11 protein-coding genes are annotated in these 13,717 nt (G+C 63.4%); 3 read left to right on the forward strand and 8 right to left on the reverse strand.

Annotated features, from left to right (window positions below; translation table 11 throughout):
- Positions 1 to 8 precede the first annotated feature (8 nt).
- Positions 9 to 545: a M15 family metallopeptidase gene (locus JGU71_RS02250; protein ID WP_199701549.1), complete on the forward strand. Its 537-nt coding sequence runs from the start codon at positions 9 to 11 to the stop codon at positions 543 to 545.
- On the opposite strand, the gene JGU71_RS02255 is transcribed toward JGU71_RS02250, so the two are convergent.
- From JGU71_RS02255 to JGU71_RS02275, 5 genes are all read right to left on the reverse strand, one after another.
- Positions 542 to 2,452: a propionyl-CoA synthetase gene (locus JGU71_RS02255; protein ID WP_199701550.1), complete on the reverse strand. Its 1,911-nt coding sequence runs from the start codon at positions 2,450 to 2,452 to the stop codon at positions 542 to 544. The genes JGU71_RS02250 and JGU71_RS02255 overlap by 4 nt on opposite strands.
- A gap of 65 nt (positions 2,453 to 2,517) precedes the next feature.
- Positions 2,518 to 6,819, reverse strand: coding sequence for a type I polyketide synthase (locus tag JGU71_RS02260; RefSeq protein ID WP_199701553.1), 4,302 nt, complete (start codon positions 6,817 to 6,819; stop codon positions 2,518 to 2,520).
- A complete protein-coding gene (locus JGU71_RS02265) occupies positions 6,819 to 7,094 on the reverse strand; it encodes an acyl carrier protein (RefSeq protein ID WP_199701554.1) in 276 nt (91 codons plus the stop codon). The genes JGU71_RS02260 and JGU71_RS02265 overlap by 1 nt, the downstream gene beginning before the upstream one ends.
- Before the next feature lie 32 nt (positions 7,095 to 7,126).
- Positions 7,127 to 8,959, reverse strand: a complete 1,833-nt coding sequence (locus JGU71_RS02270; protein WP_307829460.1) for a fatty acyl-AMP ligase — start codon at positions 8,957 to 8,959, stop codon at positions 7,127 to 7,129.
- A 54-nt stretch (positions 8,960 to 9,013) separates the two neighbouring features.
- Complete coding sequence (locus JGU71_RS02275) at positions 9,014 to 9,514, reverse strand: DUF417 family protein (protein WP_199701555.1); 501 nt, start codon at positions 9,512 to 9,514, stop codon at positions 9,014 to 9,016.
- A 109-nt stretch (positions 9,515 to 9,623) separates the two neighbouring features.
- Between JGU71_RS02275 and JGU71_RS02280 the strand changes: the two genes are divergently transcribed.
- Both JGU71_RS02280 and JGU71_RS02285 read left to right on the forward strand, forming a co-directional pair.
- Positions 9,624 to 10,601, forward strand: coding sequence for an SMP-30/gluconolactonase/LRE family protein (locus tag JGU71_RS02280; protein WP_199701557.1), 978 nt, complete (start codon positions 9,624 to 9,626; stop codon positions 10,599 to 10,601).
- A 73-nt stretch (positions 10,602 to 10,674) separates the two neighbouring features.
- Complete coding sequence (locus JGU71_RS02285) at positions 10,675 to 10,962, forward strand: hypothetical protein (protein WP_199701559.1); 288 nt, start codon at positions 10,675 to 10,677, stop codon at positions 10,960 to 10,962.
- 6 nt (positions 10,963 to 10,968) lie between these two features.
- Here the strand turns inward: JGU71_RS02285 and JGU71_RS02290 are convergent, their stop codons facing one another.
- The 3 genes from JGU71_RS02290 to JGU71_RS02300 all read right to left on the reverse strand — a co-directional run bounded on the left by JGU71_RS02290 (position 10,969) and on the right by JGU71_RS02300 (position 13,573).
- A complete protein-coding gene (locus JGU71_RS02290) occupies positions 10,969 to 11,346 on the reverse strand; it encodes a DUF5313 family protein (protein ID WP_199701561.1) in 378 nt (125 codons plus the stop codon).
- A gap of 2 nt (positions 11,347 to 11,348) precedes the next feature.
- Positions 11,349 to 11,825 (reverse strand): MarR family winged helix-turn-helix transcriptional regulator, encoded by a 477-nt coding sequence (locus JGU71_RS02295; RefSeq protein ID WP_199701563.1) that lies wholly within the window; start codon positions 11,823 to 11,825, stop codon positions 11,349 to 11,351.
- A gap of 116 nt (positions 11,826 to 11,941) precedes the next feature.
- Positions 11,942 to 13,573: a D-alanyl-D-alanine carboxypeptidase/D-alanyl-D-alanine-endopeptidase gene (locus tag JGU71_RS02300; RefSeq protein WP_199701565.1), complete on the reverse strand. Its 1,632-nt coding sequence runs from the start codon at positions 13,571 to 13,573 to the stop codon at positions 11,942 to 11,944.
- Positions 13,574 to 13,717: the final 144 nt, after the last annotated feature.

Consider the following 13,717-nt stretch of genomic DNA (forward strand, 5'->3'; position numbering starts at 1 on the left):
GAGTGGGCATGTCGGACCGAACGGGGTCGAAGCAGAACAGGGCGACGCTACGCGTCCGTGCTGGAGCAGTCAGCACGTTGATCGCCAGCGCGGCGGTGCTGTCGGCATCATTGCTCGCCCCCGCGACCGGTTCCGCGGTTCCGCTGGGCAGCACGGAATCCGCGTTGGGTACCGGCGGACTGAATCCGGCGCTCGCGTTGGCATACACACTCGCCGAAACCGAAGCACACAACGTCGGAGTCCCGCTGTCGATCACGTCGGGTTACCGCACGTACGAAGAGCAGGAACAACTCTGGATCAACGGGATCAATACCTACGGCGGCCCTGACAATGCGCGCCGCTGGGTGCTGCCGCCGAACGAGTCCTCGCACGTTGCGGGAGACGCTATCGACGTCGGACCGATCTCGGGCGCGCAGTGGTTGCAGGCGAACGGCAATCGCTGGGGTCTGTGCCGGATGTACGAGAACGAGTGGTGGCACTTCGAACTAGCCACCATCCCGGGCGGCGTCTGCCCCGCGATGCTCCCCGACGCAAGCTGGGGTTAGGCCGAAGGCCCTATCGTCTGCTCGAGAACGTCGAGGACGGCTGGATCTTCGATCGTCGACGGCACCGTGTAGTCCTCGCCGCCGACGATCTGACGCATCGTCTTTCGTAGAATCTTGCCTGAGCGGGTCTTCGGCAGTGCCGTGACGACCGTGACGTCCCGGAAGGTCGCAACCGCACCGATCTCGTCACGAACTCGCTGTACCAACTCCGCCCGCAGCGTGTCCGGCTCGATGTCGACGCCGGCCTTGAGCACAACGTAGCCGCTGGGCCGCTGCCCTTTGATGTCGTCGTGAATGCCGATGACAGCGCACTCGGCTATGGCCGGATGGCCCGCAAGCACAGCTTCCATGCCACCGGTCGAGAGGCGATGCCCGGCAACGTTGATGACGTCGTCGCTGCGCCCGAGCACATAGACGTAGCCGTCGTCGTCGGTGTAGCCGGAGTCGCCGGTGAGGTAGTAGCCGTCGTACGTCGACAGGTACGACCGGACGAAACGGTCGTCGTCGCGCCACAGACCGACGAGCGTGCCTGGTGGAAGCGGTAGTGCCAACACGATGTTGCCCTCGGCGTTGGCGCCGACGGAGGATCCGGTGTCGCCCAGTACGTCGAGCTGATAGCCGGGCACCGGCACGGTGGGCGACCCCGGCTTGATCGGCATAGGTTCGAGGCCGCGAAGATTCGCGCAGATCGGCCAGCCGGTCTCGGTCTGCCACCAATGGTCGACGACAGGCACGGCCAACGCGGTCGACGCCCATTCGTAGGTACTCGGATCGAGTCGCTCACCCGCGACGAACAACGTTTGCAGCGACGAAACATCGTATTTCGCGAGCTCTTTCGCCTCCGGGTCGACTTTGCGAATCGCGCGCAACGCAGTCGGTGCGGTGAAGAGTGCACGCACCTTGTGCTCGCTGACCACTCGCCAGAAGGCGCCCGCGTCGGGTGTCCCGACCGGCTTGCCCTCGTAGAGCACCGTCGTTGCACCCACGAGCAGCGGTGCGTAGACGATGTAGGAGTGCCCGACCACCCAGCCGACATCGGATGCGGTCCACATGACCTGACCTGGTCCGATGTCGTAGATGTTGCACATCGACCAGGTCAGCGCGACAGCATGGCCGCCGTTGTCGCGGACCACGCCCTTCGGTTTGCCGGTGGTGCCCGACGTGTAGAGAATGTAGAGCGGGTCGGTGGCCGAAACCGATACCGGCACAGCGGGTTCGGCTACGGCGAGTGCTTCGTCCCAGTCGATCCACGCTATCGCCGGGTCGGTGTAGTCCGCCGCGGACCCAGGTATCGATTCCCGCTGCTTCACCAGAACGGTTGTGGCCGAATCTGTTTGCGCGAGCTCGAGCGCCTTCGCGACGATCGGCAGATACGCGACTGTCCGACCGGGCTCGAGTCCACCCGACGCGGTGACGATCAGTTTCGGCTCGGCGTCCTCGATCCTGGCCGCGAGTTCTTTGGCTGCGAAGCCGCCGAACACCACGGAATGCACCGCACCGAGACGTGCGCAGGCGAGCATGGCGATCGCAGCTTCGGGGATCATGGGCAGGTAGACGATCACCCGATCGCCTTTCGAGACCCCATGTGCTGCAAGTACTCCCGCGAACAGCGCGACCTGTTCCAGCAGTTCCGAATAGGTGTAGGTGCGCTGCTTGCCGAGCATCGCCGAGTCGTAGATCAGCGCGGCCTGGTCACCGCGCCCGGTGGCGACGTGCCGGTCGAGTGCATTGGCGCACGTGTTCAGCGTCGCATCGGGGAACCAGCGATAGATCGGAGCCGTGGAATCGTCGAGTGCGCGTGAGGGTGGCGAGTCCCAATCGATTGCCGCTGCCGCGTCGAGCCAGAACCGCTCCGGGTCGTCCACACTCGCCTGGTATTGCTGCTGGTATTCGCCCGGACTGACCATGAGTGACACTCCTACCTACATCGTCGGCATGCAGCTCCAAGCTAGTCCGTCGCGATTCCGGCCAATCACAGAGCAGCGAGTTCCTCGGCCAACGTCGCAACGGTGTAGGTGATCTGTTCTTCGGTATGGCACGACGTCACGAAGAAGCGTAGTCTCGCCAGGTCCTCGGGGACAGCGGGATAGAGGATCGGGTTGACGTTGATGCCTCGCTCCAACAGCCGGTTCGACAACCGCAGTGTCTTCAGCGAATCTCCGACGATGCACGGGATGACGGGAGTGTCGAGGGTGTCGCCCGTATCGATACCCGCTTCCTTCGCAAGGCGGAGAAAGAGCTGCGAGTTCTGTCGAAGCACGGTGAGCACCTCGGGTTCTTCACGAAGTTGCCGAATCGCCGCGAGCGACGCTGCCGCGTTCATCGGCGTCATGCCGACGCTGTAGACGAAGCCGGGCGTCGTGTACTTGAGAAACCGCACGAGTTCGGCACTGCCGCAGACGTATCCGCCGCATCCGGCGAGTGCCTTCGACAATGTTCCCGACCACAACTCGACGTCGGATCGATCGATTGCGAAGTGCTCACCGATTCCCCCGCCGGTCGGGCCGAGGACGCCGATGCTGTGTGCCTCGTCGATCATCAGCATCGCCTGATGCTTCTTCTTGAGAGCGACGAACGACGGCAGATCCGGAATATCGCCGTCCTGGCTGTAGATGCCCTCGATGAGGATCAGCACACGGCGATAGCGGGAGCGAAGTTCGGTCAACATAGCGTCGAGCGCGGCGACGTCGTTGTGCGGGAACGGCCGACGAGTCGCTCCGGAGAGTTTGCAGCCCTGCAGAATGCTGTCGTGCGCGAGCGCGTCGTGTACGACGAGATCGTCCTCGCCGACGAGATGACCGATCACAGTGACGTTGGTGGAATGGCCACCGACGAGTGTGATCGCGTCCTCGGTACCGAGTAGCCCCGACAGTGCTTCCTCCAACTCGCGGTGGACGGGCTTGTCGCCGGAGAGCAGCCGACTCGCCGATACCGAGCTGCCGTAACGCACAACCGCGTCCTGCACCGCAGCGACGACGACAGGGTGGCCGGACATCCCGATGTAGTTGTAGCTGGAGAAGTTGATCACCGTCTCCCCACCGATCACGGAGGTATCGCGGGTGACACCGTCGTTGATCAGAAAGTACGGATTGCTGACGCCGATCGCCTCGCCCATCGTCAATCTGTCGGCGAGTGCTTTCACCTCGGCGAACTCACCGATCGCCGACTCCGGCGCCACGGTTCGGGCCGGCGGTGCGACGACTGGCGCTGGCGCTGAGACCTCGTGCCGGGACGATCCGTCGAGTTGGTCGGAGACGTAGGCGATCACATCGTCGAGGGACCGGCCCGGTGTCAGCCAGCCGGGCTCGAAACCCAATCCTGGGAAGGTCCGTCGCAACCCGCCGAGCAGGTCGGTCACCATGATCGAATCGAAGCCGAGTTCCTCGATCAGCGGTTTGTCCGTGATCAGCGACGCAACCGGGAACCCGCTGACTCGGGCTGCCGCCGTGCGGACCGCGGTCGCGATCTCGTCGCGCTGGACCTGCGGTCGCGGGATGTGCTGGGTCGCCTCGGAATCTGTAGCGACACTACGGTTCTGGGCAGCAGCGGCCAGCACCGCGGTTTGCTCGCGGAAGAGTGCGATGAGCTGGTCCATGGTGGATTCCTCGATGTCGGTACGGGAGTCGGTGGTGAGGCTGACCTGGTGTGCCGATGGTTCGGGCTCGGTAGCCATGCGCTGTTCCGAGTAGTCGGTCTGCATCCAGAACCGGTTCGACGTCGCGAAGTTGTAGCCGCTCAACCTCGTTCGTACCCGTGAGGGCGCGTCGTAGAGTGCATCCCAGTGGGGATCGAGCCCGTCGCGGTACAACGCAGCGACGGTGGCGGCGAGCTCGGTCCCATCGGCGCCAGGTCCGGGACACGGAACGAGTTGCGCAGCAGCACTATCCGGAAAGGATCGTCGAATCATAGGTAGCAGCACACGCTTCGGCCCGACCTCGAGCAGGTGGGTCGGTGCGGTGGCCACCGCAGCGGCGACGGCATCGACGAACAACACGGGTTCGCGGATGTGCTCGGTCCAGTACCCGGCGTCCATCGGTTCGTCCGGAACCAGCATTCGACCCCGGAGCGTCGAGTACACCGGAATGCGCGGCAGATCGAACGCACACCCGGAGGCAATTGCATTGAACTCGGCCTGCATCGGTTCCATCAGAGGCGAATGAAAGGCATGAGACACGGTGAGTGCTCGCGATCTGTGACCTGTGGCCGCCAACGCGACGGCGAGTCTGCGCACCGCCGCCGATTCGCCGGACAGCACGACATCGCCGGGACCGTTGACCGCTGCGCACGCCACGGTCGGCTCGTCGGCAAGAAAGGCGTCGACTTCCTCGCGACTTGCCCGAACTGCGAGCATCGAACCGGTCAGGGGGAGTTGTTGCATCAGCCGCCCTCGGGCCGCAACGAGTCGGCACGCGTCATCGAGTTCGAGCACGCCGGCACGGGTTGCAACCGCGTACTCACCGATGCTGTGCCCGAGCAGCCAAGCAGGTTCGATTCCCAGCTCGGACAGTGCGCGAGTGAGGGCGTATTCCACGGCAAAGATGGCGGGCTGGGCAAACTCGGTCCGGTCGATGTCGTGACCCGCGTGGGCCAGTAGCTCGAGTAGCGAACGACCGAGATGAGGTGACATGTGTTGGTCGACTTCGGTCAGAGCGCAGCGGAATACACTGTGCCGCTCGGCTAGTCGGCGTGCCATGCCCGGATACTGCGAGCCCTGTCCGGTGTAGACCCACCCCACTTTCACGCGCTGCGCGACAGCGATCGAGTCGTCGAGTCGATCGACAGCACGCAATGCCGCGACGGCCTCCGCACGATCGGTGGCGACGAATGCCAGCCGGTGCCGACCCGAGGATTTGACCAGGTTCGTAGACCAGCAGAGTTGTCCGAGGCCGGCTGCGTCTGCGCCTTCGAAGTCGGCCGCCAGGTCGATCGCATTACGGTGCAATCCTTCTCGGTCGTTCGACGACAACGTGACGACGCCGAAAGTAGATCCGGGTTGGGTGTCCGGGACCGCCGGGGGACTCGCAAGGACGAGGTGAGCATTGGTTCCGCCGAGCCCGAAGCTGCTGACCGCTCCGAAAACCTCACCCTCCGGTAACGGCATGGGCTCGTCGACGATGCGAAGACCGTTGCTCGCCAACCGCAGTCGCGGATTCTCCTCCGCTGCGAAGCGACTCGGCGGAACCATTCTGTGCTGCACGGCCAACGCTGCCTTGATCACGCCTGCGACACCCGCGGCGCCCTCGGTGTGCCCGAGATTGCCTTTGATCGAGCCGAGTCCGCACGGCTCCGAACGTGTTGTCGCATGGAAGTTTCCGAGCGCTTTGACCTCGATCATGTCGCCGAGGACGGTTCCTGTTCCGTGTGCTTCCACAAACGCGATCCGGGCTGGATCGACGCCGGCCCGTCGGTAGGCCTCGCCTATGACGGTCTGCTGAGCCCACCGACTCGGCGCTGTGATGCCGTTGCTGCGGCCGTCGTTGTTGATCGCGCTCGCCTTGATCACGGCGTGGATCGGCAAACCGTCGGCGATGGCGTCGTCGAGCCGACGAAGAACGAGCAGGGCGACCCCCTCGCCGCGTCCGATCCCGTCGGCGTTGCCGCTGAACGGTTTACAGCGGCCGTCGGGCGCCGAGAGTCCGGCTTGGTTGTAGAAGACGTTGAGCGCGGGAGTGATCACGACGTTGACCCCGCCGGCCAAAGCTTGGTCGCATTCGCCTGCCCGTAGAGCCGAACACGCGAGATGGATCGAGACGAGCGACGACGAGCAGGCCGTGTCGACTGCGATGCTGGGTCCCTTCAGATCCAGCGCGTAGGAAACACGGTTGGCTGTCATGAAGTAGCCGTTGCCGCTGCCGAGTTGGGGCGTGATCCGAGCGAGGTCGCTCATCTGCAGGTTCCACTCGTTGGCCATCACCCCGACATACACGCCGGTGTTCGAACCCGCCTGCGACTTCGGGTCGAGCGTCGCGTCTTCGAAAGCGCGCCATGCCGTCTGAAGGAGCAATCGCTGCTGCGGATCCATAGCCTGTGCCTCGCGCGGCGCTATCCCGAAGAACTCCAGATCGAATGCGTCGGCGTCGGCGATAAATCCGCCGGTGTCGTTGTTGACGGTGCCTGGCGCGCCGGCGTCGTCGTAGAAGTCGCGTGCCCGCCAGCGTTGCGAAGGTACCGTGGCGATTCCGTCACCACCCGCCAACAGCAGATCCCACAGTGCGTTCACGTTGGGAGCCTGCGGAAATCGGCAATCTATCCCGACGATGGCGATATCGGTCATCAGACCTTCTGGTGCTGGGCTGCGTCCTCTTCGGCAATGAACGACGCCATGTCAGCGATGGTCGGATAGTCGAAGACGACGGTGGGGTCGAGGTCGAGCTCCCACCGGTCTTCGATCTCTCCGCACAGGCTCACCGCTACCACCGATTCGATCCCTAGCTCGGCGAGTGGGACATCGGGATCGATCTCCCGCGCCGGCAGCTCAACATAGAATGCCACTCTTTCGACGAGCCAGTCGACGATCGGTTCGATCGTGCGCATATCGGTATCCATCATGAGTACTCCTCGAGCAGAAGGGCTGGTGACGATCAAGCGACGGCGGACTGAAAGGTGTTGTCCCGCAGCGACGCGACGACCGGATCGATGTCCTCGTACAGGACCGAATCGACCAGATCGGACAGGAACGACGCGTGCATCGACTTGCGTTGTACTTTGCCGCTCGTGGTGCGGTGCACACCGTGGCGATCGACAAGGACGATGCTGGGAGCCGGCACGTCGAAGGTCCGCGCAACGGCCAGCTTGAGCTGTTTTGCGAGGTCCTGGTACACAATATCGACGAGCGCGGTCTTGACCTCGTGAATCACGACCAGACGCTCGTGCCTGCCGGTGTCGATCGCGAGAACGACACCGGCGGCGCCCTGCAAGGCAGGGTGCATTTCGCGAACCGCTTCTTCGATGTCCTGTGGATAGAGGTTGCGGCCGTTGACGATCAGCAGATCTTTCAACCGCCCGGTGACGAATATTTCGCCTTCGTGCCGTACGCCAAGGTCTCCGGTCCGCAGGAACGGGCCTGCGCCGTCGATAGTTGCGCCGAACTTCTCGGCGGTTTCTGCGGGACGATTCCAATATCCTGCCGCGACACTGCCGCCGCGGATCCAGATCTCTCCGACCTGACCGTCGGCTACTTCTGCGCAGGTGTTCGGGTCGACCATCCGAATGTCACAGCCGATCGCCTTGCCGCTGCTGACGAGTCTGGTACCACCGGACATCGGCGCAAGTTGGTTGCGCTCCAACGCAAGTGGATCGACGTCGAGCTGGACGGGGGCGGTCCCGACGGTGCTTGCAGTGGCGAGAAGCGTCATCTCGGCCATGCCGTACGCGGTGAAGAACGCGTCGGCGCGGAATCCGTAAGGACCGAGCTTGTCGATGACAGCTTCGAGAGTGCGGGGTCGAATCGGCTCGGCACCATTGAGGACAACACGTAGCGACGAGAGATCCAGGCCGGCGAGTTGATCGTCGGTGATTCGGCGGGCGATCAGGTCGTACGCGAAGTTCGGTGCGATAGTCATATTCGCGCGATACCGGTCGATCAGCTGCAACCAGCGGACCGGTCGCTTGAGAAACGCCATCGGCGACATGAAGACAAGGTTTCCGCCCATGTACATAGGCATGAGCAGCATGCCGATGAGGCCCATGTCGTGGAAGTGCGGCAGCCACCCGACCCCGACCAGCGAGTCGTCGCCGCCGTTCGCGATGCGCATCGATTCGCAGTTGTGCAGCAGGTTTGCGTGCGTCACCATGACGCCCTTCGGCTCGCTTGTCGAACCGGATGTGTACTGCAGGAACGCGAGTGAATCGCCGGCGATCGGCGGCATCACCCACAAATCCGGATCAGGCATTTCCGTCACATCCGTCGCGATTATCGCGACGTCGAGACCCGATTGTTCCGTCCAGCTCGACAGCGGGCCTGCCACAACGGATGTCGTGAGAACGAGACGGATATCGGCGTCGGCGAACATGGCACCGACACGAGCCATCGCGCGAGCATCGTGCGGGACGGGAGCCGGCACCGCAACGACGCCAGCGTAGAGGCAGCCGAGATATGCGACGAGAAAGTCGATGCCGTCGATGTAGAGAAGGAGGACGGGATGCTTCGCGGTCGGCTGGGTCCCCAACCAGACCGCGAATGCGCGCGCGTTCCGATCGATTTCAGCGTATGTGTGCGTCTCTTCGACCAGTTCCCGACCGACCTGCCTGCTGTAGACGTACTCGCGGGAGTCCCCGTACGTCGCGACCTGAGCGCGTAGGTGTGAAACGAAGTCTGCAGGTTCGTCGGTAGGCACGATGCGAATCTCCTTCATCGCCGCAGGTGCGGCCTCTGCAGCCAATCCTCGCTGCAGTCGCGCGATCGAAGTAGGCACCGTGTGGGGGTGATCCGGCCACCCTTGGGCGCGAAATTCGACGACGCAGGGTGGCTACCGCACGCGTGCAGCCAGCAACCGCGACCACGATTGGGCAAAGATTGCTACTGATACGCCAAGCAGCACAATATCTTTCACGATGAACGAGCCACCGGGGGAGAAGAACGGGATCGTGTGCTCGTAGGTCGTCGACGTGAACAGGAACGAGAGGGTGATCAGGAAGGTTCCAATCGCGAGCAGGCCACCGATCACGCCGAAGATCGGTCGAACCAGGCCGAGGCCGAGCAGGACGGCAGTCACGATCTCTATGACGCCGAACGTATTCGACAGCGTCCGCAGCTCGACGATGTCGAGTAGCCATGCGAGCAAAGGACTTTCCTGAACCAGCGGTTCGATACCCATCGCTTCGGCCACTGTGAACTTCATGGCGCCGATCCAGAACAAGGTCACGATCAACCCGAAGCGGGCGATCAGGTTGCCGGCAGTCTCGACCTTGCGTGCCAGATCGGTGTTTTCGAGAACTTTCGGTGTCGAGGGCGCGTTGTCGATCGTCATGACGTCTCCTTTGTCGGTGTGTCGATTCCGATCAACAGTGGAGTGGACTCGTCGATCCGTTACATATGCTTGCCGCGGAAGCAGGACCGAGCAGAGAGCGTCGATACAAATGGCACAAATCCAGCGCTGGACACCATCGGCGACGCGGTCGCGCGGCCGCGTCGTAGCGCCTGACCTGACCATCGTCGAACTACCCGCTCCGGGCGGTGGCGAGGATGTGCTCATCACAGCGGCGGGGCAGGTTGTCACCGGTCTTGCCAACGGCGACGTCGTCCGACTCGAGGACGGGCGGTTCCGAGTACTCGGCAATACCGGTGGTCGTCCGCTCGGGATCGAGCAGTTGCCCGACGGAACGTTCCTGATCTGCGATCACGACCTCGGCCTTGTCAGGTTCGATCCGGCGTCCGGTGACACAGCGGTTGTAGTCGGCGACATTGCTGGGGAACATCTGCACTTCTGCAGCAATGCAGTGGTTCTTGCCGATGGGACGACCTACTTTTCGTCGTCCTCGCCGAGCGCCAGTGTCGACGGATATCGCGAAGACGCCGTCGCGCACGTCACGCGGGGTGGGTTCTATCGATTGAATCCGTCCGACAACGCGGTGACGGTGCTGCGTGACGACCTCGCCTTCGCCAACGGTGTGGCGCTGGCTCCCGACGAATCGTTCGTTCTGGTCGCGGAGACCCTGTCGTACCGAATCAGTCGGTACTGGCTGACCGGACCTCGCGCCGGAAAGTGGGACTACTTCGTCGACGGACTGCCAGGTTTTCCCGACAACATCAGCATCGGTAGCGACGGCTTGCTGTGGGTTTCGCTACCAGCACCGCGGCAACCGGTCCTCGACTTCCTGCTGCCGCGCAATCCGTGGCTCCGACGTGCGCTGATGCTGATTCCCGAGGGCCTGCAGCCGCAGCCGGCCGATGTCGTCTGGGTGCAGGCGTACGACCTGACCGGCACTTTGGTACACGATTGCGAGACGAAGCACCCCGACTTCGGTTTCGTGACCGCAGTCGCCGAGCGCGACGGTGTGGTGTGGCTTTCTGCGTTGCACAACCCGAACCTTGCGAAGTTCGTCATCGAAGATTGATCGTTCTCGGCAGGTTTACCGGCGAGTAGGTTCGGGTAAACGAGCCGAAATGCCGGCCTACCTAGGGAGCGCGATGAACGACTCGATCTTGGACCGCTCAGCGCACTCCGATCAGCAGCTCGCCAACTTTCATCTGACCGTCGGGTCCCGGGTGCGGACGACGACATCCCACGACGACGGCGACGCGCACCCGCAGACGGCTGAATTCGTCTCGGGTGTGATAGTCGACGATTTCGGCGAGGTACTCACGGCACACGATCACTACGGTCGCGATTGGGCGCGCACGAAACGGTGGTCGATTGCCCTCGACACCGGTCAGTTGGTGTTTCGCCACGACGAGGAGCTTGTTCCCGAGCTGTAGCTCGACTCAGGCCGCTCGATACGTTGCTTCGTAGGCCGCGCGCTCCTCGGCACGCTTTGCCCGATTGCGCGGGCTGATCAGGTCGGTCGGTAGACCGTGAACGTGCAACCGTCGGGCGCGGTTCTGCCCCATGTACGCAGCGCAGTAGAACAGTGCCAGCAGCAAACCGAGCAATAGTGTCGCTCCGCGCAGCCACGCGGGTCCCGGCAACAGCGTGAACAGCACGAAGATCGGAACGAACGGCACCATGCCTCTGATGAGGTGGCGACGGAACGCGTGGTCGCCGGTGAGGTCGTTCGCAACCCAGTCCTGCATTGTCGCCGGGAGACGTCGGCCGAAGGCGTAGCCGATCCATTGCATCGGGTTCGGGCGGGTGTCGGACATCGTCAGCTCCTCGAATTCTCTCGCGTGGTGGCACTTTCAGCGCGTCGAGCGGCGGCGTTGACGCGGGTGAGTACGTTGTGTAGCTCCGCGAGATCGGTGAGCGTGACACCGAGTCGGGCGACGACAGCGGGCGGAATATCGAGCGCTTCGGTACGAAGCTCGGCGCCCGCAGTTGTCAGTTCGACGACGAGCGTGCGTTCGTCGGTCTCGCTGCGCCTGCGGGTGATCAGGTCGGCAGCTTCGAGCCGTTTCAGCAGCGGCGACAGCGTCGGCGAATCGAGTTGTATCGCCTCGCCGATTTCGCGAACGGACATGGGGGAGCGGCCCCACAGCGCCAACATGACGAGGTACTGCGGATGCGTCAGCCCCAACGGTTCGAGCAACGGTCGGTAAACGCCGAGGACGGATCTGTTCGCAACCGCAAGCGCGAAGCAGACCTGCCGTTCGAGGGCGAGTGGATCGACGTCTGCGGTGGCCATGAACTAGAGCATACACGAATAGTTCGTGCACGAACAGATAGGGCGCTACGCGCCTCGTGAGTCTTTTCGGAGGGTCCGCCCTCCGAAAAGACTCACGAGCGACGGAGTCGCCTTTCTCAGAATTTCTCGTAGATGATGCTCGAGATCCGAGCCTCGTCTTCGAATACAGCGCCGACGTCGGCCGCGATGTCCGTTACCGGTCCCGCGTCGTTGAGCATCAACGCGTACGCGAGCGTCCGTCCGCTCTTCGTCTCGATGTAGCCGGCCAGATTCTGAGCCTTCAACTCGAGCGTCTTGCCGTCCTCGCCCGCCATGATCGTCGTTCCCGGTTTCGCCGAAACGTGACCCTTTCCTGGCAACGTGGTGCCACTCGTCGCGAGGGACCCGTTCTCGCCGAGCACAGGCAACGCCGCTCGGAAGGTCGACGAGACGGGGCTGTCGGCCATCTTGTCGAGGAGTTGTACCAGCGCCCTCGGCGTCGCCTGACTGTCGGGCGTGCCGCTGCCGTTGGTCGGGAAATCGAAGTCGGCACCGGCAATCCCGAACTTGTCCATCAAGGTCTTGCGCTCCGCTGCCAATGCGGTATCGATCGTGCGAGCACCACTGTCGAGTCCGAACAGGCTGAGGCACAGATTCGCGCCGAGGTTCAGGCTCACCTTCAATACAAGATTCGCCTGCTGACCTAGCGGCGCGGAATCGTAGGCCGCGACGCGTGTTTCGTCGGGATAGGGAGCAGCGCCGAGCAAACCCGAAGGGTTGACGCCGACAGCGGGAGCGGTCACCGCCACCCCGTTGCGCTGCAGCGCCTCGATGAACGCGATCCGGGCGAACGACGACGGATCGTCGACCCGGAAGGTGCCGACGAACGAACCGCTGTGGGTCAGCGGCGCGTCGTAGCCGACGGGCAACGTTCCCGTCACCGTGCCCGCACATCCTGGCGTGCCGACACACTCGATCAGCCCGCCGCCCGAAAGGTCGACATCGGCGGCCGATCCCGCACTACCTGTATCGACGGTGCTGTCGACAGTGAAGGCCCCCGTCCTCGGTCGATACTCGAACGCCGCTCGGCGACCCGGCTCGGTCGGCGTCGCCGTGACATCGACCATGTTCTCGTTGACGACCATCGGAGTGATGAGCAAGTTGCCGTTCGGCACCCGGTACGGCTCGAACAGACGATCGTCGACGACGACATCGCCCGTCACCGTCTTGATGCCACTCGCCGCGACCTGACGCGCGAGGTCGTCGAGCGCGTAGAGGGGATCTTGCGGGGTCAGGATTGCCGATCCGAGCGCGTTGGCGTCGTTGTGGTCGAAGTCCGTGTACTGCACCGTGTTTGCATCGATCCGCCGACCGCCGAAAGTGAGATCGCCGCTGCCGACCAACACGAGGTCACCGTCGAGCGAACCCGCCGGATCGACGTCGCCGGTGCGATAGACGGGTGTTTGTTCTCGATGATCGGAGCCGAGTGTGTCGAGTGCCAACCCGACCGAGAACAGCTTTCGGGTACTGCCGGTGAGCGACAGACGATCAGCATTGAGGTCGTAGAACGTTTCGCCTGTCGCTACATCGGTGACGAGCAGACTCCACGTGGCGTCGGAGTACCGCGGACCGTCCATGATGGCAAGGATTTCGCTGGGAATATCGAGGGTGTCCGACGACGGGTCGACGTCGTCGCTGCATGCCGTCACGGTCGCGGCCAGTACGGCAGCGGCGGCGAGGGCCGTGATTCGTTTGCCCGATACGGCCATAACACACGTCCTTGCTGCGCGGCGGGACTGACGCGGACAATCATCCGTCGCCTCACGAGCAGTTCGCAACAGGTCGAGTCCACGAAGCGCCGCATTAGCGTGCCCGTCGGTACCAAACGTGGCACTCTGTGTTTCGTGTCGGGC

It is taken from the genome of Antrihabitans stalagmiti (genome assembly GCF_016482825.1).
GTDB lineage: Bacteria > Actinomycetota > Actinomycetes > Mycobacteriales > Mycobacteriaceae > Antrihabitans > Antrihabitans stalagmiti.

Bases quoted from the DNA above. Each gene is read 5' to 3' on its own strand.
- JGU71_RS02250 (WP_199701549.1), top strand. From the start codon at position 9: ATGTCGGACCGAACGGGGTCGAAGCAGAACAGGGCGACGCTACGCGTC.
- JGU71_RS02255 (WP_199701550.1), bottom strand. From the start codon at position 2,452: ATGGTCAGTCCGGGCGAATACCAGCAGCAATACCAGGCGAGTGTGGAC.
- JGU71_RS02260 (WP_199701553.1), bottom strand. From the start codon at position 6,819: ATGACCGATATCGCCATCGTCGGGATAGATTGCCGATTTCCGCAGGCT.
- JGU71_RS02265 (WP_199701554.1), bottom strand. From the start codon at position 7,094: ATGATGGATACCGATATGCGCACGATCGAACCGATCGTCGACTGGCTC.
- JGU71_RS02275 (WP_199701555.1), bottom strand. From the start codon at position 9,514: ATGACGATCGACAACGCGCCCTCGACACCGAAAGTTCTCGAAAACACC.
- JGU71_RS02280 (WP_199701557.1), top strand. From the start codon at position 9,624: ATGGCACAAATCCAGCGCTGGACACCATCGGCGACGCGGTCGCGCGGC.
- JGU71_RS02285 (WP_199701559.1), top strand. From the start codon at position 10,675: ATGAACGACTCGATCTTGGACCGCTCAGCGCACTCCGATCAGCAGCTC.
- JGU71_RS02290 (WP_199701561.1), bottom strand. From the start codon at position 11,346: ATGTCCGACACCCGCCCGAACCCGATGCAATGGATCGGCTACGCCTTC.
- JGU71_RS02295 (WP_199701563.1), bottom strand. From the start codon at position 11,825: ATGGCCACCGCAGACGTCGATCCACTCGCCCTCGAACGGCAGGTCTGC.
- JGU71_RS02300 (WP_199701565.1), bottom strand. From the start codon at position 13,573: ATGGCCGTATCGGGCAAACGAATCACGGCCCTCGCCGCCGCTGCCGTA.